General features: G+C 69.8%; 12 protein-coding genes. 8 read left to right on the forward strand and 4 right to left on the reverse strand.

Annotated features, from left to right (window positions below):
• Positions 1-106 precede the first annotated feature (106 nt).
• From hutU to ACODT0_RS03070, 7 genes are all read left to right on the forward strand, one after another.
• Positions 107-1,843, forward strand: a complete 1,737-nt coding sequence (gene hutU / locus ACODT0_RS03040) for a urocanate hydratase (protein WP_489040543.1) — start codon at positions 107-109, stop codon at positions 1,841-1,843.
• 17 nt (positions 1,844-1,860) lie between these two features.
• On the forward strand, positions 1,861-2,817 hold the full coding sequence (locus tag ACODT0_RS03045; protein ID WP_057598460.1) for an ABC transporter substrate-binding protein: 957 nt from the start codon (positions 1,861-1,863) through the stop codon (positions 2,815-2,817).
• Between the two features lie 10 nt (positions 2,818-2,827).
• On the forward strand, positions 2,828-3,721 hold the full coding sequence (locus tag ACODT0_RS03050; RefSeq protein WP_489040544.1) for an ABC transporter permease: 894 nt from the start codon (positions 2,828-2,830) through the stop codon (positions 3,719-3,721).
• Positions 3,718-4,512 (forward strand): ABC transporter ATP-binding protein, encoded by a 795-nt coding sequence (locus tag ACODT0_RS03055; protein WP_057594667.1) that lies wholly within the window; start codon positions 3,718-3,720, stop codon positions 4,510-4,512. The genes ACODT0_RS03050 and ACODT0_RS03055 overlap by 4 nt, the downstream gene beginning before the upstream one ends.
• 7 nt (positions 4,513-4,519) lie before the next feature.
• Entirely contained in the window at positions 4,520-5,707 is a 1,188-nt protein-coding gene (locus ACODT0_RS03060; RefSeq protein ID WP_489040545.1) for a CaiB/BaiF CoA transferase family protein, read from the forward strand.
• 47 nt (positions 5,708-5,754) lie between these two features.
• Positions 5,755-6,675 carry an NADPH:quinone oxidoreductase family protein gene (locus ACODT0_RS03065; protein ID WP_489040547.1) on the forward strand — a complete coding sequence of 307 codons (921 nt, stop codon included), beginning with the start codon at positions 5,755-5,757 and terminating at the stop codon, positions 6,673-6,675.
• 135 nt (positions 6,676-6,810) lie between these two features.
• Positions 6,811-9,357: a PAS domain S-box protein gene (locus ACODT0_RS03070; RefSeq protein WP_489040548.1), complete on the forward strand. Its 2,547-nt coding sequence runs from the start codon at positions 6,811-6,813 to the stop codon at positions 9,355-9,357.
• On the opposite strand, the gene ACODT0_RS03075 is transcribed toward ACODT0_RS03070, so the two are convergent.
• From ACODT0_RS03075 to ACODT0_RS03090, 4 genes are all read right to left on the reverse strand, one after another.
• Positions 9,354-11,477 (reverse strand): putative bifunctional diguanylate cyclase/phosphodiesterase, encoded by a 2,124-nt coding sequence (locus ACODT0_RS03075; RefSeq protein ID WP_057594671.1) that lies wholly within the window; start codon positions 11,475-11,477, stop codon positions 9,354-9,356. The genes ACODT0_RS03070 and ACODT0_RS03075 overlap by 4 nt on opposite strands.
• A 142-nt stretch (positions 11,478-11,619) precedes the next feature.
• A complete protein-coding gene (locus ACODT0_RS03080; RefSeq protein ID WP_057594672.1) occupies positions 11,620-12,033 on the reverse strand; it encodes a ferric uptake regulation protein in 414 nt (137 codons plus the stop codon).
• A 129-nt stretch (positions 12,034-12,162) separates the two neighbouring features.
• Positions 12,163-12,324, reverse strand: coding sequence for a hemin uptake protein HemP (gene hemP / locus ACODT0_RS03085; protein ID WP_261211258.1), 162 nt, complete (start codon positions 12,322-12,324; stop codon positions 12,163-12,165).
• 229 nt (positions 12,325-12,553) lie between these two features.
• Complete coding sequence (locus tag ACODT0_RS03090; protein WP_489040549.1) at positions 12,554-13,375, reverse strand: isocitrate lyase/PEP mutase family protein; 822 nt, start codon at positions 13,373-13,375, stop codon at positions 12,554-12,556.
• Positions 13,376-13,639: 264 nt separating this feature from the next.
• Between ACODT0_RS03090 and ACODT0_RS03095 the strand changes: the two genes are divergently transcribed.
• Positions 13,640-24,605 (forward strand): autotransporter-associated beta strand repeat-containing protein (locus ACODT0_RS03095; protein WP_489040550.1); only part of this gene is annotated, 10,966 nt, incomplete at its 3' end.

Here is a 24,605-nt window from a genome sequence, read left to right on the forward strand (position 1 = left end):
TTCGGCCGTGCAACGCAATTTTCATAATCGTCGCGGACACGCCGCATTCTAGGGAGAACCGGCGTAATTCCCATCGTTTTCAGGCATGCCATCTTTCTCCGGATCCATGAGCAATGGAATTGGTGGCAACGCTGAATCGGCCGCCTTGGCATGGACCGCACAGGAGAAGAAATTGCCTCACGAGACATCGTTGCCCCGGGTCGTTCGCGCAGCCCGCGGGAGCGAACTTCGAGCCCGCAGCTGGCGCACGGAAGGGCCGTTGCGCATGCTGATGAACAACCTCGATCCGGACGTTGCGGAGAATCCTGCGCAATTGATCGTCTATGGCGGCGTGGGGCGCGCGGCGCGCAATTGGAACGCCTTCGATCGCATCGTCGAAACGCTCGAGCGGCTGGACGACGACCACACCCTGCTGGTGCAATCCGGCAAGCCCGTGGGCGTGTTCCGGACCCATGCGATGGCGCCGCGCGTGTTGATCGCCAATTCCAACCTCGTGCCCAAATGGGCCACGCAGGACCACTTCAACGAGCTCGAGCGCAAGGGCCTCATGATGTTCGGCCAGATGACGGCCGGCTCCTGGTTCTACATCGGCAGCCAGGGCACCGTGCAGGGCACCTACGAGACCTATTCGGAGGTCGGGCGCCGGCATTTCGGCGGCTCGATGGAGGGCCGATGGATGCTCACCGCGGGGCTCGGCGGCATGGGCGGCTCGCAACCCCTGGCCGGGCGGATGACGGGGGCCGCGATCCTCGTGGTGGAGTGCCAGCAGAGCCGCATCGACATGCGCCTGCGCACCGGCTACCTCGACGTGCAGGCGCGCGATCTCGCGCATGCGCTCGAACTCGTCGACGAGGCACGCGCGCAGCGCCGCGGGCTGTCGATCGCGCTGTGCGGCAATGCCGCCGAGGTCCTGCCCGAGATCGTCCGGCGCGGCCTGTGTCCCGACGTGGTGACCGACCAGACCGCCGCGCACGACCTGCTGCACGGCTACCTGCCCGCCGGCTGGGACGTGGCGCGTTGGGAGGCGGCGCGCACGAGCGACCCCCGCGCGGTCGAGCAGGCGGCGCGCGCATCGATCGCGCTGCATGTGCGCGCGATGCTGGACTTCAAGGCGCGCGGCGCCGTGGTGTTCGACTACGGCAACAACATCCGCCAGGTCGCGCTCGATGAGGGCGTGACGCAGGCCTTCGACTTTCCGTCGTTCGTGGTGGCCTATGTCCGGCCCCTGTTCTGCGAGGGCAAGGGGCCTTTCCGCTGGGTCGCGCTCTCGGGCGATCCGCAGGACATCTACAAGACGGACGAGCGCCTGCGCGCCTTGTTCCCGCAAGACCAGGCGCTGGGCCGCTGGCTCACGATGGCGCGCGAGTGCGTCAGGTTCCAGGGCCTGCCCGCGCGCATCTGCTGGCTCGGCCTGGGCGAGCGGCATCTCGCCGGGCTCGCGATCAACGAGATGGTGCGCAACGGCGAGCTCAGCGGGCCGATCGCCATCAGCCGCGACCACATGGATTCGGGCTCGGTGGCGAGTCCGAACCGCGAGACCGAAGGCATGCTCGACGGTTCCGACGCCGTGGCCGACTGGCCGCTCCTGAATGCGCTGCTCAACACGGCCTGCGGTGCCGACTGGGTCAGCATCCATCACGGCGGCGGCGTGGGCATGGGCTATTCGATCCACGCGGGCATGGCGCTGGTGGCCGATGGCACGCAAGGCACCGACGAGCGCATCGCGCGGCTGCTCTGGAACGATCCCGCCACCGGCGTGATGCGTCATGCCGACGCGGGCTACGAGATCGCCGCGCGCACCGCGCGCGAGCGCCAACTGGACCTGCCTTCGCTGGCAGCCTGACTCTGAAGGAGCACGTCATGAAATGGACAAGGTACTTCCTGGCCCTCGGGCTCGTCGTCGGCGCGTCGATGGCCTCGGCGCAGAACAAGCACGTGGCGATCGCGAACATGGTCGACATTCCCCAACTGATCCAGGTCAAGACGGGGCTGGTGGACGCGCTGCGCGGCGCGGGCTATGTCGAGGGCCAGAACCTCAGGCTCGACTACCTGTCGGCGCAGGGCAACGCGGGCATCGCCACGCAGATCGTGCGCAAGTTCGTCGGCGAGGCGCCCGACGTGATCGTCACCATCACCACGCCGATGGCGCAGGCCGCCTTGTCGGCCACGAGGACGGTGCCCGTGGTCTTCACCGTGGTGACCGATCCGCTCGGCGCCAAGGTGGTCCCTTCGCTGAAGCGTCCGGGCGGTAACGCCACCGGCATCTCCGACCTCGCGCCGATCGAGCGGCAGCTGCGCCTGATCAAGGCCTTCATGCCGCAGGCCAGGCGCCTGGGGGTGATCTACAACACCGGGCTCGATGGCTCGCGCTACCAGATCGAGGTGCTCAAGCCGCTGCTCAAGGCCCATGGCATGACGCTGGTCGAGGCGAATGCGCCCACCTCCAACGAGGTCGGTTCGGCCATGCGTTCGCTCGTGGGCAAGACGGACGTGGTCTGGATTCCCAACGATCCGACCGTGTACGCGGCGCTCGAATCGGCGGTGCGCATCGGCCAGGAACAGAAGATTCCCGTGTTCACGGCCGAGACCCGCACCGTGGAGCGCGGCGCGGTCGCCTCGATCGGCTTCGACTACAACGCCGTCGGCGAGGAAGCGGCCCGCCAGGTGGTCAGGATCCTCAAGGGCGCGAAGCCCGGCGATATCGACGTGGAAACGCCGCAGGTGTTTCGCACGGTCGTGAACCAGCGCGCCGCGCAGGCCGCGGGCCTGAGCATCCCGGACGACGTGGCCCGCCAGGCCAACATCGTCAATCGCTGAGGAGGGCGGGATGAATTTCTACGCCTTGCTGGGCGCGCTCGAGACGGGGCTGATCTTCGGCTTCGTCGCGCTCGGCACCTACATCACCTTTCGCCTGCTGAAGTTTCCCGACATCACGGTGGAGGGCAGCTTCCCGCTCGGCGGGGCCGTGGCCGCCGCATCGATCGTCGCGGGCGCCAACCCCTATCTGGCCACCTTGCTGGCCTTCGTCGCCGGCATGCTCGCGGGCTCGCTCACGGCCTTCCTCAATGTCCGGCTGCGCATCCTGCACATCCTCAGCGGCATCCTGGCCTCGGTCGCGATGTACTCGATCAACATGCGCATCATGGGGCGGCCCAACACGCCCTTGCTGGGCACGGACACGGTGTTCACGGGCCTGGCCACGCACTTCGCCGGCAGTGCCTATGCGGTGCCGCTCGTGCTCGTCCTGCTGTGCACGGCGATCGTGCTGCTGCTCAACCGCTTCCTCGCTTCCGAGACCGGGCTGGCCCTGCGGGCGACCGGCGCCAATCCGCGCATGGCGGCGGCCTACGGCATCCACACCGGCCGCATGACTTGGCTGGGGCTCGCCATGGCGAACGGACTGTCCGCCCTCGGCGGTGCGCTTTTCGCGCAGACGCAGGGCTCGGCCGACGTCAACATGGGCGGCGGCGTGGTGGTCGTCGGCTTTGCCGCCGTGATCGGCGGCGGGGTGCTGATCAGGAACACGACCATCGTGCGCGCGACCTTGTCCGCGCTGGTGGGCGCCGTGCTCTACCGCATCGCGGTGGCGCTGGCCCTGGACGTCGACAGCATCGGGCTCACGCCCTCGGACCTGAACATGGTGACCGCGGCGCTCGTGGCACTGGCACTGGTCGCGCCCGGCGTGGGCCTGGCCGGCGCGTTGCGCGGGAGAAAAGCATGATCAGGGTCGAGAAGCTCGATGTCGTTTTCAACGCCGGTTCCGCGCTCGAGAACCACGTGCTGCGCGGCCTGTCGCTGGACATCCCCCAGCAGCAGTTCATCACGGTGATCGGTTCCAACGGCGCCGGCAAGTCGACCTTGCTCAATGTGCTGGCGGGAGAGACGACCCCCACCGGCGGGGCCGTCACGATCGATGGCGAAGCCATCGCCGGCTGGCCGGTCGCGCGTCGCGCCGGTGCCATCGCCCGCGTCTTCCAGGACCCGCTGGCGGGCACCTGCGAGGAACTGACGATCGAGGAGAACATGTCCATCGCGCTGGCGCGTGGCCATGCGCGCGGACTGGGTCACGCGGTGACGGCGCCTCGGCGCGAGCGCATCCGCGCGGCGCTGGCCCGGCTCGGCCTCGGCCTGGAGAACCGGCTGCACGACCGCATGGGCCTGCTCTCGGGTGGGCAGCGCCAGGCGATCAGCCTGCTGATGGCGTCGCTCAACGAATCGAAGCTGCTGCTGCTCGACGAGCACACGGCCGCGCTCGATCCGCGCACCTCGGAGTTCGTGATGAAGCTCACCGACGACCTCGTGCGCGAATTGAAGCTCACGGTGCTGATGGTCACGCACAGCATGCGCCAGGCGCTCGATCACGGCGACCGGACCATCATGCTGCACCAGGGGCGCATCGTCTTCGACATCGCCGGCAGCGAACGCGAGCGGCTCGATGTTCCGGACCTGCTGGCGCTGTTCTCCCAGCGCAGCGGCAAGGAACTCAGCGACGACAGCCTTCTTCTGGGATGACCCTCTCATGACCCAACAACAACTTCTGAATGGCCTGCGCATCGTCGACCTGTCGCGCGTGATGTCGGGGCCTTACTGCACCGCGCTGCTGGCCGACGTGGGGGCCGAGGTGATCAAGATCGAGACGCCCGTGACCGGCGACGATTCGCGCCACTTCGGCCCCTTCGTCGACGGCCGCAGCGTCTACTTCTCCTTGCTGAACCGCAACAAGAAGAGCGTCACGCTCAATCTCAAGGACGAGCGCGCGCGCGAGATGCTGTATGCGCTGATCGACACCGCCGATGCGGTGGTCGAGAACTTCCGCCCCGGCGTCGCGCAGCGGCTGGGGGTGGACTACGAGACGCTGAAGGCGCGCAATCCCTCGCTGGTGTACCTGAGCATCTCGGGCTTCGGGCAGCAGGGCGAATTCAAGGGGCGACCGGCCTATGACCTGATCATCCAGGCCATGTCCGGGCTCATGAGCACCACGGGCCGTCCCGGGCAGGAACCCACCTGCGTGGGCGACTCGGTGGCGGACCTCGTGACGGGCCTGTTCGGTGCCTGGTCGCTGATGACGGCTCTGTTCGCTCGCGAACGGGATGGCCAGGGGCGCCAGATCGACCTGTCGATGTTCGATGCGATGCTGGCCCTGCAGCTCACCAGCGCGAGCCGCCTGTTCGCCAGCGGCACGGCGCCGCAGCGCGTGGGCAACCGCCATCCCGTGACCTCGCCGGTGGACTGCTTCGAGGCCCGCGACGGCTGGGTGGTGATCGTGGTCAGCAACGACGGGTTCTTCCGCCGCTTCGCGCCGTTGATCGGCAAGCCCGAGTGGGTCGAGGATCCGCGCTTCGTCGACAACCCGCAGCGCGCGCGCAACGAGCCGGCGCTGAAGGCGGCGATCACGGCATGGTCGCGCGAGCGGACCGTGGACGAGGTGGTCCAGGCCTGCCTGGAGGCCGACGTGCCCGCGGGCCCGGTCTGGGATCTGCAGCAGGCCCATGCGCAGTCCGCGCGGCAGGATCGAGGACGCGTCGCCCAGGCGCAGGATGCCGAGCGCCCCTGGCCGTTCGTGCTGCAGCCGGCCGTGTTCTCTTCGGGAGATCCGGCGAAGGTCCAGGCCGACCCCTTGTTGGGCGCGCACACCGACGAGGTGTTGCAGGGCATCGGCATCGCGCCGGCGGATCTTGCGCAACTGCGCGCGCGGGGGGCCGTATGAAGGCGTGGATCGTCAGGGACACCACTCAGGCCCCGGAGCTCATGGAGATGCCGCTGCCGCATCCCAAGCCGGGCCAGGTACTGGTACGGGTGGCGGCGGCCGGGCTCAACTTCTCGGACGTGCTGATGGCGCGCGGCGCCTACCAGATCCGGCCGCCGCTGCCCTTCACCCCGGGCCAGGAGATCAGCGGCATCGTCGAGAGCGTCTCGGGCGGTGGCGCCTTCGGCCCCGGCGACCGGGTCGCCACCAAGGTCCTGTGGGGCGGCTTCGCGCAGTTCGCGGTGGCCGAGGCCTCATGGCTGGTGCGCGTGCCCGAGGAGGTCCCGCTGGCCGAGGCCGCCGCGCTGCCGGTGGTCTGGCCGACCGCGTGGATCGCCCTGTTCGCGCGCGCCCGGTTGCACGCCGGCGAGACGGTGCTGGTGCACGCGGCCGCCGGCGGGGTCGGGCTGGCGGCCACCCAGCTCGCGGTTCGGGCCGGTGCGCGCGTCATCGCCACCGCGGGTGGCCAGGACAAGCTCGCGCGCTGCAGGGAGCGCGGCGCTTCGGTCTGCATCGACTACCGCGAGGACGACTGGGTCGAGCAGGTGATGCAGGCCACCGGCGGCAAGGGCGTGGATGTGGTCATCGATCCCGTGGGGGGCGATATCACGGACCGCAGCGTCAAGTGCCTGGCCCACGGCGCGCGCCTGTGCCTCGTGGGTTTCTCGAGCGGGCGCATTCCCGAGATCCGCGCCAACCGGCTCCTGCTCAAGAGCGCCTCGGCGCTGGGCATCTACTGGAGCCATGAGCGCGACCTGCCGCTGATCGGGCAGGCGCTGGACGACGTGCTGGCGGGTTTCAGGCAGGGGCAGCTGCATGCCGACGTGGGTGGCCGCTACGGCTTCAGCGAATTGCCGCGTGCCTTGAGCGACCTGCAGGAGCGGCGCACCTTCGGCAAGCTGGTGCTTCTGCCCGACGCAAGCGCCTGACCCCGTCCCCGTTGCCGGTGGCGCGAAGTCCGCGCCAAAACGGCCTGCCCGCCGACGCGTCCCGCCCCGCGGCGCCCCTACGATACCGCCCTGGACAGGCGTATCGAGGGATGCGCCCAGCACGCGGACGCACTCATGAAGAACAGCGAGACACACGGCGGGCCCGGCACCGCACTGCAGCATGGCGGGCATTTCCGGCCGGACGGCACGCCCGCCGCCGCGTTCCTGCGCGAGTACGACTGGACCCGCTCGGCGCTCGGGCCGCCCCAGGGCTGGGCGGGCGCACTGCGCCACGCGGTGTCGCTGATGCAGGACTCCGCCGTGCCGATGTGGCTGGCGTGGGGCCCGCGGCTCGGCATGGTCTACAACGAGCCCTACGCCCGGATCCTCGGGGGCAAGCATCCCCGGGCCATGGGGGCGCCGCTGGCCGAGGTCTGGGCGGAGATCTGGCCCGACGTCGGGTCGCTGGTCCAGACCGCCTTGTCCGGCAGCCCGGTCTATCGCGAAGACCTGCCGCTCGTGGTGAACCGCGAGGGTCGCGAGGAACAGACCTGGTTCACCTTCTCCTATGCGCCGCTGCGCGACGAACGAGGCGCCGTGCATGGCCTTTTGTGCACGGTCTGGGAAACCACCGACAAGGTGCTGACCCAGCGCCGGCTGGCCGTGGAGGAGGACGAGGCGACGCGGCGCCAGGCGCAGCGCATGGAGACCGAGGAGCGCTACCGGCTCGCGGTGCTGGCCACCAACGACGCGGTCTGGGACTGGCGCCTGTCCGACGGCCACGTGGTCTGGAACCAGGCGCTGACCACGCTGTTCGGCCACACGGAGGAAGAGACCAGCGCCGACTGGTGGCTGGACCACATCCATCCCGAGGACCGCGAGCGCGTCGAGACCGGCATCCATGCGGTGATCGACGGCGGCGGCACGGCCTGGACGCAGGAATACCGCTTCCTGCGCAAGGACGGCAGCCATGCCGCGGTGTTCGACCGCGGCACGGTGCTGCGCGACGCGCAGGGCCGGCCGCTGCGCATGATCGGTGCCATGCTCGACCTGACCGAGCGCAAGGCGGCCGAGCTCGCGCTGCGCGAGAGCCACCGGCAGTTCCGCACCCTGTTCGAGACCATCGACGAGGGCTTCTGCGTCATCGAATTCCTCGACGGCCCGCACGGGCCGATGAGCGACTACATCCACGTCACGGCCAACCCGGCCTACCTGGCCAATGCCGGCATCGCCGACGTGGTGGGACAGCGGGTGCGCGAGATGGTGCCCGACGAGGCCGACGGCTGGGTCGACATCTACCGCCGCGTGCTGCTCACGGGCGAGCCGGTGCGCTTCGAGCGCGAACTGGTGCGCACCGGCCGCTTCCTCGAGCTGGCGGCCTTCCGCGTCGAGCCGCCCGAGCGCCGCCAGGTCGCGGTGCTGTTCCAGGACGTGACCCAGCGCCACCGCGCCGAGCGCGCGCTGCTCGAGCTCAACGACTCGCTCGAGCACCGCGTGGCCGAGGAGGTCGCGCAGCGGCTGAAGACCGAGGAGGCGCTGCGCCAGGCGCAGAAGATGGAGGCGGTGGGCCAGCTCACCGGCGGCATCGCGCACGACTTCAACAACATGCTCGCGGTGGTGATCGGCTCGCTCGACCTGCTGGGGCGTCAGCTCGCGGTCGACGACGTTCGCGCCCGGCGCTACGTCGAGGCCGCGCGCGACGGTGCGAAGCGCGCCGCGCTGCTGACGCAACGGCTGCTCGCCTTCTCGCGCCAGCAGCCGCTGCGTCCCGAGTCGCTCGATGCCAACCGGCTGGTGGCGGGCATGTCGGACCTGCTGCGCCGCTCGCTCAGCGGCGCGATCCAGCTCGAGACCGTGCTGGCCGGCGGCCTGTGGCGCACGCATGCCGACCCCAACCAGCTCGAGAACGTGATCCTCAACCTCGCGGTCAACGGGCGCGACGCCATGCCCGACGGCGGGCGGCTCACCATCGAGACCGCCAACACCCACCTCGACGAGCGCTATGCGGTCGAGCACCTCGGCCTCTCGGCCGGGCAGTACGTGATGATCGCCGTCAGCGACACCGGCTCGGGCATGCCCGCCGACGTGGTCGCCAAGGCCTTCGACCCCTTCTTCACCACCAAGGAAGTGGGCCGCGGCACCGGACTGGGCCTGAGCCAGGTCTACGGCTTCGTCAAGCAGTCGGGCGGCCACGTGAAGATCTATTCGGAGGTCGGCGAGGGCACGGCCGTGAAGGTCTACCTGCCGCGCCTGCTCGGCGCGCCCGCCGAGGACGAGAAGGCCGAGGCCGCCCCCGATGCACCGCTGGGCGGCACCGAGGAGCTGATCCTCGTGGTGGAGGACGAGCCCGCGGTGCGCCAGCTGACGGTGGCCGCGCTCACCGAACTCGGCTACCGCGTGCTGCAGGCCGACGGCGCCGCGGCGGCGCTGAAGCTGATTGACGCCCATCCCGAGATCCAGCTGCTGTTCACCGACGTGGTGATGCCCGAGACCAACGGCCGCAAGCTGGCCGACGAGGCGCTGCGGCGGCGGCCCGGACTCAAGGTGCTGTTCACCACCGGCTACACGCGCAACGCGGTGGTGCACAACGGCGTGCTCGACGCGGGCGTGCACCTGATCGGCAAGCCCTTCACGATCGAGGAACTGGCGGTGCGGGTGCGCGAGGTGCTGGACGCGTCCTAGGCTGCGGCGCGCACCGCGAGCCAGTCGAACAGCTGCGAGGCCGGCAGCGCGCGCGAGTACAGGAAGCCCTGCAGTTCGTCGCAGCCCATCGTCAGCAGGATGTCGCGCTGGATCTCGTTCTCGACCCCCTCGGCCACCACGCTCAGGCCCAGCGCATGCGCGAGCCGGATCACGGCGTCGACCACGGCGCGCGAGTCCTCCTTGGATTCGAGGTCCTGCACGAAGCTGCGGTCGATCTTGACCTGGCGCGCCGGCAACCGGCGCAACTGGCTCAGGCTCGAGTAGCCGGTGCCGAAATCGTCGATCGACAGGAACACGCCCACGGCCGCGAGGCCCTCGAAGGTGCGGTGCGTGGCGCGGATGTCCTCCATCGCCACCGACTCGGTGATCTCGCACAGCAGCAGCGAGGCCGGCACCGCATGCCGGGTCAGCGCGCGCTCGACGCGCTCGACGAAATCGACCTCGCGCAGCTGCATCACCGACAGGTTCACCGCCACTGGCATCGACAGGCCCTGCGCGCGCCACAGCGCGATCTGCCGGCAGGCTTCGTCGAGGATCCAGTCGCCCAGGCGCACGATCATGCCGAAGCGCTCGGCCAGGCCGATGAACTGCGCGGGCCCGATCAGGCCGAGCTCGGGGTGGTTCCAGCGCACCAGCGCCTCCACGCCGCTGAGCGAGCCGTCGCGCCCGTCCATCTTCGGCTGGTAGTGCAGCTCGAACTGGTTCAGGTCGACGGCCCGGCGCAGGTCGCTCTGCAGCCGCAGCTGCGCCGCCACGTCGGAGCCCATGTGCGATTCGAACATCACGTAGTTCGCGCCGCCGGCGCGCTTGGCGATGTACATCGCGGCATCGGCATTGGCCACGAGCTTGTCGGGCTCGCCCTGGCCCGGGTAGACCACGATGCCGATCGAGCAGGCGATCTGCAGCGGCTTGTCCTGCAGCGAGAAGGGCTCGGCCAGCCGGCGCAGCGCGCGGTTGGCTACCTGCGCGGCCTCCGCCGCGTCGCTCACGCCCTCGAGCAGCAGCAGGAACTCGTCGCCGCCGATGCGCGCCACCGTGTCGCCGTCGCCCGCGACCTCCCCGAGCCGCCTGGCCGCGGCGCGCAGGATCTCGTCGCCGGCCGCGTGGCCGAAGGAGTCGTTGATCGGCTTGAAGCCGTCGAGGTCGACGAACAGGATCGCCACGCGTTCCTTCACCAGCGGCTGGTTGACGCGCGCCATGCGCGCCAGCGCGTGCTGCAGCCGGTCCTCGAACAGCACGCGGTTGGGCAAGCCGGTGAGCGCATCGGTGAAGGCGTAGCGCTGCAGTTCGCGGTTGGCCTGCGTGAGTTCGGCGTTGGCGTTCTCGAGCGAGTTGGCCAGGCGCTGCGTGACCACCTGCATGCGCCCCTCGAGGATCGAGCCGAGCAACGTGCCCAGCAGCAGCACGCACGAAGCCAGCACCACGATCACCGTGAGCCCCGCGCCGTGCAGTTCGTTGGCGCTCAGGCAGACCGAATCGGGCGCGAAGTTGGCCGCGGCCATGCCGGTGTAGTGCATGCCGCAGATCGCGATGCCCATCACCAGCGCCGCCAGCAGTTGCACGGCGGGGCGCCGGGCGGTGCTCACGCGGCCCAGGTTGCGCATGATGAGCAAGGCCGCGGCGGAGGCTCCGACGCCCACCAGCGCGGACAGCGCCACGATCACCGGCTGCCACAGGATGCCGGGCGCCATCTGCAGCGCCGCCATGCCGATGTAGTGCATGCCGCAGATGCCGCCGCCCATGACCAGCGAGGCCACGCCCAGCCGCCCGAGGCTGTAGTTGGGCCGGCTCGCGACCCATAGCGCCACCCCGGAGGCCGCGACCGCCGCGACCCACGACAGGAAGGTGTACCAGCCCGAGAAGCCCAGCTCGATCGGCAGCGTGAAGCCCAGCATGCCCACGAAATGCATCGACCAGATGCCCGTGCCCAGCACCACCGAGCCCACGCTCCACCACAGCGGCCGGAAATCCCCGGCGCTCCCGCGCATGCGCCGCGACAGGTCGAGGGCGACGAAAGAGGCCAGGGTGGCGATCAGCAGCGAGGCCGCGACGATCAGCGGGTCGTGGTGGGAAGGGAGAAAGAGAGACGGCGGGTTCACCGCCCGAGTATCTCGCGAGCCTGTAACAAGGCGTCGACGCGGGAGCGAGTGGCCGTGCCGTGGATCCGAGTTTGGGAGAGCGGAACGACGGGCCGGGCCCGCCTCGGGGCCTGGCATCTCGCCGCTCGATCACGCATGGTCGCTAGCGCCGCGCGCCGAAGGCCGTGACCACGTAGTCGGAGAGCTCGTAGCCCAGCTCCGCCGCGATGACCTTCAGGCGGTTCTCGATCTCGGGGTCGAAGAACTCGAGCACGTCGCCCGTCTTGGTGCACACCAGGTGGCCGTGGTGGCGCTCACGGTCGTTGAGTTCGTAGACGGCCTTGTTGTTGCCGAGCTGGCTCTTCTTGAGCAGGCCCGTCTGCTCGAACTGGGCCAGCACGCGGTAGACGGTGGCCAGGCCGAGGTCGGTCTGCTCGGCCACCAGCTGGCGGTAGACGTCTTCCGCCGCCATGTGCCGCTGCTTGCTGGTGCGGAACAGGTCCAGCACCTTCAGGCGGGGCAGGGTGGCCTTGAGCCCGGTCTGCTTCAGGTCGGGAGCGGCGGCGTGCTCGTCCATGCGCGTGCGTCCGGTCGATGTTCGTCGGCGTGGGAAAAAAATGCATGGCTGGCCGGTGAACCGATGGCTAGCAAAAAACGACCCTTGGAGACCGTTGAGTCTCGGAGTCGCCCCACGATGAAACTGAAACTACTTGGTCAGGATGAGCTTGCCCAGCTTGGTGGCCTGCAGCCTGTACACGAATCCGTTGTGCGAGATCTCGACCACCTTCTGGCCGCGCAGCAGCGCGGCGCTGTCGAGGCTGGCCGTCGCCTGCGCGGCGGCTTCACGGGCGACTTCGTCCGCGAGCACCGGCGCGTGCACGAAGGCCTCGGCCGTCACGTCGACGGGCTGCGGCGCGGCCGCGCGGCGCACGCGCAGGGTCGGACGTTGGCTCGGCAGTCCCGACGGGGACGGTTGGCTTCCTTGAGAGAGGAGAGCTTGCATGGTGGCGGTGGTCGCTTTGGAATGAAGCTGGTTGGTGACTTGGCTCGACTATAGCACTAAATGAGAGTGATTCGCATTAATGAAAACTGAATTTTCATGCGGCGGGTGAAAAGAGCGCGTTGAGCTCGCCGACCGACAGCATGCGTTCGTCCATCGCATCGAAGCGGCCGTGCGCGAAGGCCTCGCTCGCGAGCCGGCCCACCAGGCCCAGCGCCGCCTGCAGCGGGCCGCAGCCGAGGCTGATGCGACGCGCGCCAGCCCGCGCGAAGCTCTCGGCCGGGGGCGCGCCGGCATAGCCCCCGTACACGTTCACCGGCAGGGCCACCGCGCGGGACAGGCCTTCGATTTCCTCGGGGCTCGACAGGCCGGGCACGAAGATGCCGTCCGCGCCCGCCGCCGCGCAGAGCGTCGCGCGGCGCAGCGTTTCCTCGAAGCGCGCCGCCGGGTCATCCCAGGGAACGATGTGCGTGTCGGTGCGCGCATTGATGAAGAAGCGCCCATCGAGCGCACGGATCGCGGCGATGCGCTCGCACAGCATTTCGGGCGGCGCCAGCTCGCGCGTGCCCGGCCGTGTGCCGTCCTCGATGTTGATGCCGGCCACGCCCAGGTCGATGAGCGCGGCCGCCACGTCGCGCACGGCCTGCGTGCTGTCGCCGTAGCCGCGTTCGAGGTCCACGCTGAGCGGCACGCGCGCCACGCGGCGGATGCGCGCGCAGGCCGCGACCAGTTCATCGGCGGGCATCCGTTCGCCGTCCGCATAGCCGAGCGACCACGCGATGCCCGCGCTGGTGGTGGCGATGGCGCTCGCGCCGGCGCGTTCGATGACGCGGGCGCTGGCGGCGTCCCAGGCGTTCACGAGGATCAGGGGCGCGGGGCCCGAATGCAGGCAGTGGAAAAGGTCGCTTTGGGATGGCATGGGCTATGGCGGTTGAACGAAGGTGGCCAGAGCTTAGGAACGGCGGGACGCCGCGGCTTGGAAAAAACTGCGGTCGCGCGCCTTGGAAAGTGCTGCCGGCGAGAGCGTGTCCCGTTCCGACCGGGGAGGCTGGACTGTTCTCTCTTCGCAACGGCCCGAGCTCAAGACTGACCAAAAGCTGAATTAACAGTTAGGAAACATTGCGCTGCAATTCATAATTGTGTCAAAACGTTCTAACCGTCAACAAGACATCGAGACATCCCCATGAACATCGCCTTCAGAAGCCTCTGGAATGCAGCCACGGGCAGTTGGGTCGCCGTACCGGAAACGACCCGTTCCCGCGGCAAGCGCAGCGTATCGACCGCCGTTGCGGGCGCGGCGCTCGCCCTGTTCGCTACGAGCTTCTTCCCCGCTCAGGCGGCATGCACGACAGCAGGCTCGAACGTGAGCTGCAGCGGCGCGGCCAACCCGCTGGCGCCGAGCTACGCCAATGGCAGCAACAACCTGAACGTGACGGTGAACCCGGGCGGCAGCGTGGGCGTGCTCCTGGGCGTGGGCGGCAATGCGATGACGCTCACGGGCTCCAACGACACGCTGACCAACAACGGCCGAATCGATCCGACCCTCCTGGGCTCGGGCCTGGGCGTGTTGTCGTCGGGTGTGGTCATGGGCAACGCGGCGGGAAGCACGCAGACCGTGACCAACAACGGCATCCTCGGCGGGACCCGGGGCCTGTCGGTGGGGCTGACCGGGATGGCGCTGGCGATTCAGAACGGGGCCGGGGGCACCTCGAACATCACCAACACGGGCACGATGTCCACGGCCCCCATCTTCGGGGCAACCTTGAGCGCTCCCGACGCAGGGGTGATGGTGGGCTATGGCGGCGGTCGGGTGAACGTGGACAACTCCGGCACCATCACCGGGCGCGTCGGATTGGGCTCCTCGGCCGGGGGCAATACCTTCACCAATTCGGGCACCGTGAATGGCAGCGTCGCCCTCGGCGCCAACAGCACCAACCTGTTCGTGGCGACGACCGACTCGTCGGTCAATGCGGCAGGGGGAACTGCACTGGCGACCAACCTGGGCATCGGCGCCGTCACGGTCAATTTCGCCGCCGCGGGCATGGTCGACGGCGGCTTGGGCGGCAACAACACGCTGCGCCTGCAACAGGGCACCTCGCTCACGGGCACCCTCTCGAACAGCAAATATCTGAACTTCAACCAGCTCGATGTCGCGAGCGGCACCTGGACGCTGAACGGCGTGTCGGGTGCCACGCAGGCCACGCTGGGATCGGGCGCGACCGCGGTGATCGACAACGCGCTGTCGCTGGGCAAGGGCGCGGTCACTTCGAACGGCGGGGCGCTGGAAGCTGCGGTACCCGGTCTCTCGCTCGCCAACGACGTCGTTCTCGGCACCGGCGGGCTGACCGTCTCGGGCGCGAACGGGGTGCAACTCTCGGGCGTGATCTCGGGTGGCGGTGACCTCACGCAAACAAGCGGCGCCACGCTGGTGCTCAGCGGCAACAACGTGTACACGGGCGACTCGGTCGTTCGCAATGGCGTGCTGCAGGTCGCCAGCGATGCCAACCTGGGCCTCGGCAGGCTCGTGCTCGACGGCGGTACGCTCTCAGCGACCGGCGATCTGACGAGCGCGCGCAGCGTGGTGGTCATGGCCAACACGGGCGCCATCACGAGCACGGGCTCCGCCATCGCTCTGACCGGCGCTATCGACGCTGGCGCGGCGCTGAGTATCGAAGCGAACGGTGGCGCGATCTCGCTCACGAACACGGCCAACGACTTCCGCGGCTTCGTCAACCTCGCGGGCGGCGCCACGCAGATCAATGCCGCCAATTCCCTGACGCTGGGCAACATCGCGACCGGCGCGCTGACCGCCGTGAGCGGCGGCGCGCTGTCGCTCGGGCAAGGCAGTGCCGCATCGATCGATGCCACCAGCACGAGCGGTGCCGTCGTCCAGGGCGGGGCGATCAGCGTCGCCGGCACGACTACCATCTCCGCCGCGGCGGGCACTGGCGCCATCACGCTCAACAACACGGGCAACGACTTCGGCAGCGTGGTGCATCTGACCGGCGGCACGACGGAGATCACCGACGCGAACGCATTGACGCTGGGCAACCTCGCAACGGGCGACCTCACCGCAACCAGCAACGGAGCGCTCTCGCTCGGCCAGGGAAGCGCCGCCTCGATCAATGCCACGAGCAACAACGGCGCCATCGTTCAGTCCGGTGCGCTGGCGGTCGCCGGCACCACCACGCTGAATGCAGGCACGGGCACCATCACGCTGACGCAAGGGAGCAACAGCTTCGGCGGCGCATTGGGCATCACCGGCGGCAACACCTCGATCGCCGCTGCCTCGGGCCTGACGCTGGGCGCCGGCGCGGTCGGCGGCACGCTGGGCCTCACGAGCGGCGGCGCGATCACGCAGACCGGTGCGCTGTCGGTCGTCGGCACCAGCAGCTTCGACGCGACAGGCGCCATCGCGCTGACCGATGCGAACAACGACTTCGGCGGCGCGGTCAGCCTGCAGGGCAGCAGCATTGCCATCCGCGACCGCAACGACCTCACAGTGTCTTCGCTGGCCAACGGCACGAATGGCAGCGTCTCGGTGGTCGCGGGCGGCCAGCTCGTGCTGCCGAGCCAGGCCATCGATGCCGGCACCGGCAACGTGGTCCTCGCCGCGGAAGGCGGGCAACTGGGCATCAGCAACACCGTGCGCGGCGGCAACGTCACGCTGGGCGGGCGCGATGGCATTGCATTGGCCGCCGATGTCGAGACGGCCGGCACCCTGAGCCTGAACAGCAGCCAGGGCATCGCGCAGTCCAGCGGCACGATCACCGCGGGCACGCTGACCGGCAGTGCCGCAGGCGCGGTCGCGCTCTCCAACGAGGCCAACCAGATCGGCACGCTCGGCGACTTCAGCGCGCAGGGCCTGACCGTGAAGAGCGGTCTCCAGCTGAACGTCACGGGCAAGGTGGACGGCGGTGCCAGCACCTACCTGATGGGAAGCAACCTGTCGATCTCCGGCACGGTGAGCGCAACCGACACGGTGTTGTTCTCGACCGGCGCGATCGGGCAGACGAGTTCCGGCGCGATCGTCGCCGACACCCTGAGCGGCAGCGCCGTGGGCGTCGTCAACCTGACCGGCGCCAACATGGTCGCGACCCTGGGCGATTTCGACGCCGGCAGCGTCCCCGGAACCGGCGGCTTCAGCTTTGCCAATGGACGGGCACTGAGCATCACCGGCAAGGTGGCCGCCGACAATCTCTCGTTCGACGTGAGCAAGGGCGCGGTGGTCACGGGCTCGTTGACGACGAGGGTCCCCGGCGGCACGACCACGATTGCCGCGGGCACCCGGCTGCAGATCGGCAACGGCGGCACGGCGGGCAGCATCTCGGGCGACGTGGTCGCCAACGGCGAGCTGGCCTTCGATCGTTCCGACGCCGTGAGCTTCGGCGGCAGCATCGGCGGGTCCGGCAGCCTGGCGCAGGCTGGCAGCGGCAGCCTCGATCTCACCGGCGCCAGCACCTATGCGGGCGGCACGACGGTGGCCGCGGGCACGTTGAGCGTGAACAACAAGAGCGGCAGCGCGACCGGCACGGGCGCGGTGCAGGTCCAGGCTGGCGCGACGCTCGCGGGCAGCGGCAGCATCGCGGGGACGGTCACGGTGGCCGACGGCGGCGTGCTGTCGGCGGGCAATGGCGGCGCCGGCACGCTGACCGTCGGCGGCCTGAACCTCTCGGCCGGCTCCGTGCTGAACTACGAACTGGGCCAGGCCGGCGTGGCGGGCGGCGCGCTCAACGACATGATCAGCGTCAACGGCAACCTGCAGCTCGACGGCACACTCAACGTGACGCAATCGCAGGGCGGCAAGTTCGGGGCCGGGCTCTATCGCCTGATCGACTACACGGGCACGTTGATCGACAACGGCCTGGAGATCGGCACCGCGCCGACCGATGCGAAGAACCTGCAGGTGCAGACCGCGGTGGCCAAGCAGGTCAACCTGATCAACAGCGAAGGCGTGACGCTCACGCTGTGGGACGGCGCCGATCCGGCGAACTTCAACGACGGCAAGGTCGCGGGCGGCAGCGGCACCTGGCGCGCGGGCGGTTCGACCGCGAATTGGACCGGCGTCGACGGCACGCTCAATGGCGGTTGGCAGCAGGACGGTGTCGCCATCTTCAGCGGTACCGCCGGCACGGTCACGGTGGACAACAAGGGCGCGGGCGGCGCGGTGCGCATCGGTGGCGCGCAGTTCGCGGTCGACGGCTACACGGTCAACGGCGATGCGCTCACGATCGGCGCTCCGGCCACGACGGTGCGCGTGGGCGACGGCACCGCCGCGGGCGCTGGCATGACCGCGACCATCGCGTCCGACATCACCGGCACCGGCGGCCTGGTCAAGGACGATCTGGGCACCCTGGTGCTCGAGGGCGCCAACAGCTACAGCGGCGGCACCACCGTCAAGGGTGGGGTGCTGCAGATCGCCTCGGATGCGAACCTCGGCGCGGCCGCTGGCGGCCTCGCGTTCGAAGGCGCCACCTTGCACGTGACAGGCGACACCACGAGCGCACGCGCCGTGAGTCTGGGCACGGGCGTCAACAGCTTCGTCATCGACAAGACGGTCGCGCTGAACGGCACGGTCAGCGGCGCGGGCAGCCTGCGCAAGACCGGCGCGGGCACCCTGCAGCTCGGTGCGGCCAATGCCTACGTGGGCGGCACCGATGTCGCCGCGGGCTCGGTCGAGGCACAGGTCACGGATGCGCTGGGCACGGGCCCGGTGTCGGTGGCGGGCAATGCCTCGCTGGCCTTCACCAACAAGGCCGATGCGGGCAAGCTCGCGATCACGGTGGCCGCGCGCGGCAGCGCACCGACCGACAACGGCGGCTTCCTGGCCTTCAGCGACAGCAGCTCTGCCGGCAGCGCGACCATCACGGCGAACAAGGACGCCACGGTCGAGTTCCGCGGCACATCGAGCGCGGGCAACTCGGTGATCGAGAACCGGGGCGGCTCGACCACGCTGTGGTTCAACGCGGATGGCGGCAAGGCGCAGATCACGAACTTCGCGGGCGGTCGCGTCGACCTGCTCGACGATGCGAGCGCGGGCCAGGCACGCCTGGTCAACGAGAGCGGCGGGGTGATCAACCTGGCCGATCGCGTGAGCGCGGACCAGGCGACGGTGGTGAACAACGCGGGCGGGAAACTGCGCATCATCAGCCTCACCAATGCGGGTGTGGGCATCGGCTCGCTCGAAGGCGCGGGTGACGTGTTCCTCGGCGCGAAGGCGCTGACCACGGGCGGGCTGAACACCAGCACGACCGTGTCGGGCACGATCAGCGGTGCGGGCGGTTCGGTCGTCAAGGTGGGCAGCGGCACGCTGTCGCTCACGGGGGCCAATACCTATACCGGTGGCACCACCATCGCCGCGGGCACGCTGGCCGTGAACAACGCGAGCGGCAGCGCGACGGGTACTGGTGCTGTGCAAGTACAAGCGGGCGCCACGCTCGCGGGCAGCGGCAGCATCGCGGGCGCGGTCACGGTCGCCAAGGGCGGCGTGCTGTCCGCAGGCAACGCAGGCCCCGGCACGCTGACCGTCGGCGGCCTGAACCTCGCGGCCGGTTCCGTGCTGAACTACCAGCTCGGCCAGGCCGGCGTGGCGGGCGGCGCGCTCAACGACCTGATCAACGTCAACGGCAACCTGCAGCTCGACGGCACGCTCAACGTGAGCGAGACCGCGGGCGGCAAGTTCGGCGCGGGGCTGTATCGCCTCATCAACTACACCGGCGCGCTGACCGACAACGGCCTGGACATCGGCACGGCACCCACGAACAAGCTCGCGGTGCAGACCTCGGTGGCGAACCAGGTCAACCTGATCAACAGCGACGGCCTCGTGCTCAACCTCTGGGACGGCGGCAACAGCGCGAACTTCAACGACGGCAAGATCGCGGGCGGCACGGGCACCTGGCGCGCGGGCAGTCCCGGCGACAACTGGACCGATGCCAACGGCCTGGCCAACGGCACCTGGGTGCAGGACGGCTTTGCGATCTTCAGCGGCACCGCCGGCACCGTCACGGTGGACAACAAGGGCACGGGCGGCGCGGTGCGCCTGGGCGGCGCGCAGTTCGCGGTCGACGGCTACACGATCAACGGCGACCCGCTCACGATCAGCGCCCCGCAGACGGTGGTGCGCGTGGGCGACGGCACCAATGCCAGCGCGGGCATGACCGCGACCATCGCCGCATCGATTGGCGGCGCGGGCGGACTGGTCAAGGACGACGGCGGCACGCTGGTGCTCAGCGGCAACAACAGCTACACCGGCGGCACGACCATCAAGGGCGGCATCCTGCAGATCGCGGCCGACAACAACCTCGGCGCGTTCGGCACGGGGCTCGCGATCGATGGCGCCACCTTGCGCATCGCGGCCGGTTCCACCCCGTTCTTCAGCATGCGCGCGCTCGCGCTCGGCGCGGGCGGCGCCACCATCGACCTGGGCAACAGCGTCTTCGGCGTGGGCGGCCTCGTCAGCGGCACGGGCCTGCTCACCGTCACCGGCAAGGGCGGCACCCTGGGCCTGGTGACGGCCAACAGCTACAGCGGCGGCACGCTGCTGCAGGACGGCGCGAGCATCACCACCACCGCGAGCGGCGTGCTCGGCAGCGGCGCGGTGCGCCAGCAGGGCAACGGCACGCTGCTGCTGTACACCGGCACGGCGAGCGCGGGCGGCAACGACTACACCGTGGGCCGCGCCTTGAGCGCGGACGCCGGCAACATGCTGCTGTTCTCGCAGAACGCCACGGCCGCGAACTCGAAGATCACGCTCAATGGCGCGACCTGGCAGATGGTCGGCGCGAACTCGGTGCAGTTCAGCGGCAACACGAGCGCGGGCACGTCGAGCATCACGAATGCCGGCGGCTCGATCAGCTTCTTCGAGAACGCCAGCGCCGGGTCGGCGACCATCGCCAACGGCGCCAAGAGCCTGCTGGGCTTCGGCGGCACCGCCACGGCGGGCAGCGCGCAGATCAGCAATGCCTTCGGCGGCCTCGTGCGCTTCGCCGACAGCAGCTCGGGCGCGGGAGCCACGGTCAGCAACGCCGCGGGCGGCGTGGTCGACGTGTCGGGCTCGACCGCCAAGACCGGCGTCGAACTGGGTTCGCTCTTGGGCGCGGGCAACGTGGTGCTCGGCGCCACGCAGCTCACCGTGGGCGGGCTGAACACCACCGACACCCTCTGGGGCACCGTGAGCGACAAGGGCAGCGTCTTCGTGCAGCCGGGCTCGGGCACGGGCGGATCCATCGTCAAGGTGGGCAGCGGCACGCTCACGCTGAGCGGCGCCAACACCTACACCGGCGGCACCACCGTCGCGGCGGGCACGCTCGCCGTGAACAACCCGCTTGGCAGCGCCACGGGCACGGGCGCGGTCCAGGTGCAGTCCGGCGCCACGCTCGCGGGCAGCGGCAGCATCGCGGGCGCGGTCAGCATTGCCAAGGGTGGCGTGCTGTCGGCCGGCAATGGCGGCCCCGGCACCTTGACGGTGGGCGGCCTGAGCCTCGCCGACGGCGCCGTGCTGAACTACCAGCTCGGCCAGGCCAACACCGTGGGCGGTCCGCTCAACGACCTCGTCAACGTCAATGGCGACCTGCGCCTGGACGGCACGCTCAACGTCGCGCAGTCCACGGGTGGCAGCTTCGGCGCGGGCCTGTACCGGCTCATCAGCTACACCGGCGGCCTGATCGACGCCGGCCTGGACATCGGCAGCGCACCGGGCGCCAAGGCCGATCTGCAGGTGCAGACCTCGGTGGCCAAGCAGGTCAACCTCGTGAACCGCGCGGGCCTGTCGCTGAACTTCTGGGACGGCGGCGACGCGAGCAAGTACAACGACGGCCAGATCGCCGGCGGATCGGGCACCTGGCGCGTGGGCGTACCGGGCGACGGCTGGACTGGCGCCGACGGCAAGATCAACGCGGCCTGGGTGCAGGACCAGTTCGCCGTCTTCAGCGGCACCGCCAGCATCGTCAGCGTGGACGGCGGCAACGGCACCGTGCGCATCACCGGCGCGCAGTTCGCCACCGACGGCTACCGCGTGCAGGGCGACGCGATCCAACTCGGCAACGCGGCCACCACCGTGCGCGTGGGCGACGGCACCGCGGCCGGCGCGGGCATGACCGCGACCATCGCCTCGGCACTCAACGGCACCGGCGGCCTGGTCAAGGAGGACCTGGGCACCCTGGTGCTCGAGGGCAGCAACGGCTACAGCGGCGGCACCACCGTCAAGGGCGGCATCCTGCAGATCGCATCGGACGCCAACCTCGGCGCGGCCACCGGTGGTCTCGCGCTCGAGGGCACCACCCTGCACGTGACCGGCGACACCACGAGCACGCGCGCCGTGAGCCTGGGCGCGGGCGTCAACAGCTTCGACATCGACCTGATCCGCACCGTGGCGCTCAACGGCACGGTCGGCGGCACGGGCGGCCTGCGCAAGACCGGCCTGGGCACCCTGCAACTCGGCGCGGCCAGCGGCTACGCGGGCGGCACCGAAGTGGCGACCGGCTCGGTCGAGGCATTGGTCACGGGCGCACTGGGCACGGGCCCGGTGTCGGTCGCGGGCAATGCCTCGCTGGTCTTCACCAACAAGGCCGACGCGGGCAAGCTCGCGATCACCGTGGCACAGCGCGGCGGTGCGCCGACCGACAACGGCGGCTTCCTGGCCTTCAGCGACAGCAGCTCTGCCGGCAGCGCGACCATCACGGCGAACAAGGACGCCACGGTCGAGTTCCGCGGTACCTCGAGCGCGGGCAATGCCGTGATCGAGAACCGCGGCGGCATCACCACCCTGTGGTTCGACGCGAACGCAGGCAAGGCGCAGATCACCAACTTCGATGGCGGGCAGATCAACCTGCTCGACGATGCAAGCGCGGGCCAGGCACGCCTGGTCAACGAGAGCGGCGGCTTGATCGACCTGTTCGACCGCGTGAGCGCGGACCAGGCGACGGTGGTGAACAACGCGGGGGCGCGGCTGCGCATCAGCAACCTGACGAACGCGGGCGTGGGCATCGGCTCGCTCGAAGGCGCGGGCAACGTGCTGCTGGGCGCGAAGGCGCTGACAACGGGTGGACTGAACACCAGCACGACGGTGTCGGGGACGATCAGCGGTGCCGGTGGTTCGGTCGTCAAGGTGGGCAGCGGCACGCTCGAGCTGAGTGGTGCCAACACCTACACCGGCGGTACCACGGTGGCTGCGGGCACGCTGGCCGTGAACAACGCGAGCGGTAGCGCCACGGGTACTGGTGCCGTCCAAGTACAGGGCGGTGCAACCCTGGCGGGCAATGGCAGCGTCGCAGGCGCGGTCAGCATCGCCAAGGGCGGCGTGCTGTCGGCGGGCAACGCAGGCGTCGGCACGCTGACGTTGGGCGGCCTTAACCTCGCCGAAGGCTCGGTGCTCAACTACGACCTGGGCCAGGCCAATACGGCCGGTGGCGCACTCAACGACCGTGTGCAGGTCAATGGCAATCTGCAACTCGACGGCACGCTCAACGTGGCGCAATCGAAGGGCGGCGTGTTCGGCGCGGGTATCTATCGCCTCATCGACTACACCGGCAGCCTGACCGACAACGGCCTGGACATCGGCAGCGCGCCGGTCGCGGCCAAGGACCTGCAGGTGCAGACCTCGGTGGCGCAGCAGGTCAATCTGGTGAACCGCACGGGTCTGTCGCTGAACTTCTGGGATGGCGGCGACAACACCAAGTACAACGACGGCAAGATCGCGGGTGGCACGGGCACCTGGCGCGTGGGCGTGCCGGGCGACGGCTGGACCGGTGCGGACGGCAAGATCAACGCGGCCTGGGCGCAGGACCAGTTCGCGGTGTTCAGCGGCACGGGCGGCACGGTCACGGTCAGCAATGCGGGCGGCACGGTGCGCATCAACGGCGCGCAGTTCGCGGCCGATGGCTATGTGCTGCAGGGCGATGCGATCGAGCTCGGTGCTTCGGGCACGGTGGTGCGCGTGGGTGATGGCTCGGGAACGGACGTCGATCGCACGGCCACGGTGAATGTCGCGCTGACCGGCGCGGGTGGCCTGGTGAAGGACGACGTGGGGCGCCTGATCCTCGGCGGAACCAACACCTATACCGGCGGCACCACGGTCAAGGCCGGCGTGCTGCAAGGCAATACGGCGAGCCTGCAGGGCGGCATCGTCAACGACGCCGAGGTCGTGTTCGACCAGGCCAAGACCGGCAGCTATGCGGGCACGATGAGCGGCAGTGGCAAGCTGCGCAAGATCGGCGCGGGCATGCTGACGTTGAGCAGCGCCAACAGCTACGCCGGCGGTACCTCCGTCGACGCCGGCACGCTGGCCACCGACGTGACCGGAGCGCTGGGCAGCGGCGCGGCGAGCGTGGCTTCGGGCGCTACGTTGCAACTGGGTGGCGGCTTCGATGCCGGCACTGCGGCCATTGGCAACCAGGGCACGGTGCGCTTCCAGGACAAGGCGAGCGCGGGTGCGTCGACCATCACCAACGCAGCGGGCGGCGTGCTGGCCTTCGCGGGCGACGCGACGGCCGACAAGGCCACGGTGCTCAACCAGGCCGGCGCGCAGGTGCGCATCGACCAGGCGACCACCGGCGTGAGCTTCGGCTCGCTGAGCGGCGCGGGCGAGTTCGTGCTCGGCGCCAAGGCGCTCACGTTGGGCGCGAGCGGCGACAACACCACGCTGTCGGGCACGATCAGCGGGATGGGCGGTTCGCTCGTCAAGGTGGGCGGCGGCACGCTCACGCTCACGGGCGCCAACACCTACACCGGCGGTACCACCGTCGGTGCGGGCACGCTGAGCGTGAACAACAAGGGCGTCAGTGCGACGGGCACGGGTGCGGTGCAGGTCCAGAGCGGCGCGACCCTCGCGGGCAGCGGCAGCATCGCTGGCGCGGTCACGATCGACAAGGGCGGCATCCTCGCCGCGGGCAACAGCCCGGGCACCTTGACCTTGGGCGCGCTGACCCTGGCCGGCGGCTCCACGCTGAACTACGAACTCGGCCAAGCCGGTGTTCCGGGCGGCGCGCTCAACGACCTGATCAACGTCACCGGCAACCTGCAACTCGATGGCACCTTGAACATCGCGCAGTCCGCGGGCGGCAGCTTCGGCCCGGGCCTCTACAGGCTCATGAGCTATGGCGGCAGCTTCACCGACAACGGCCTGGACATCGGCACGGTGCCGGGCTCCGCGA

Source organism: Variovorax sp. FG153 (assembly GCF_057809595.1).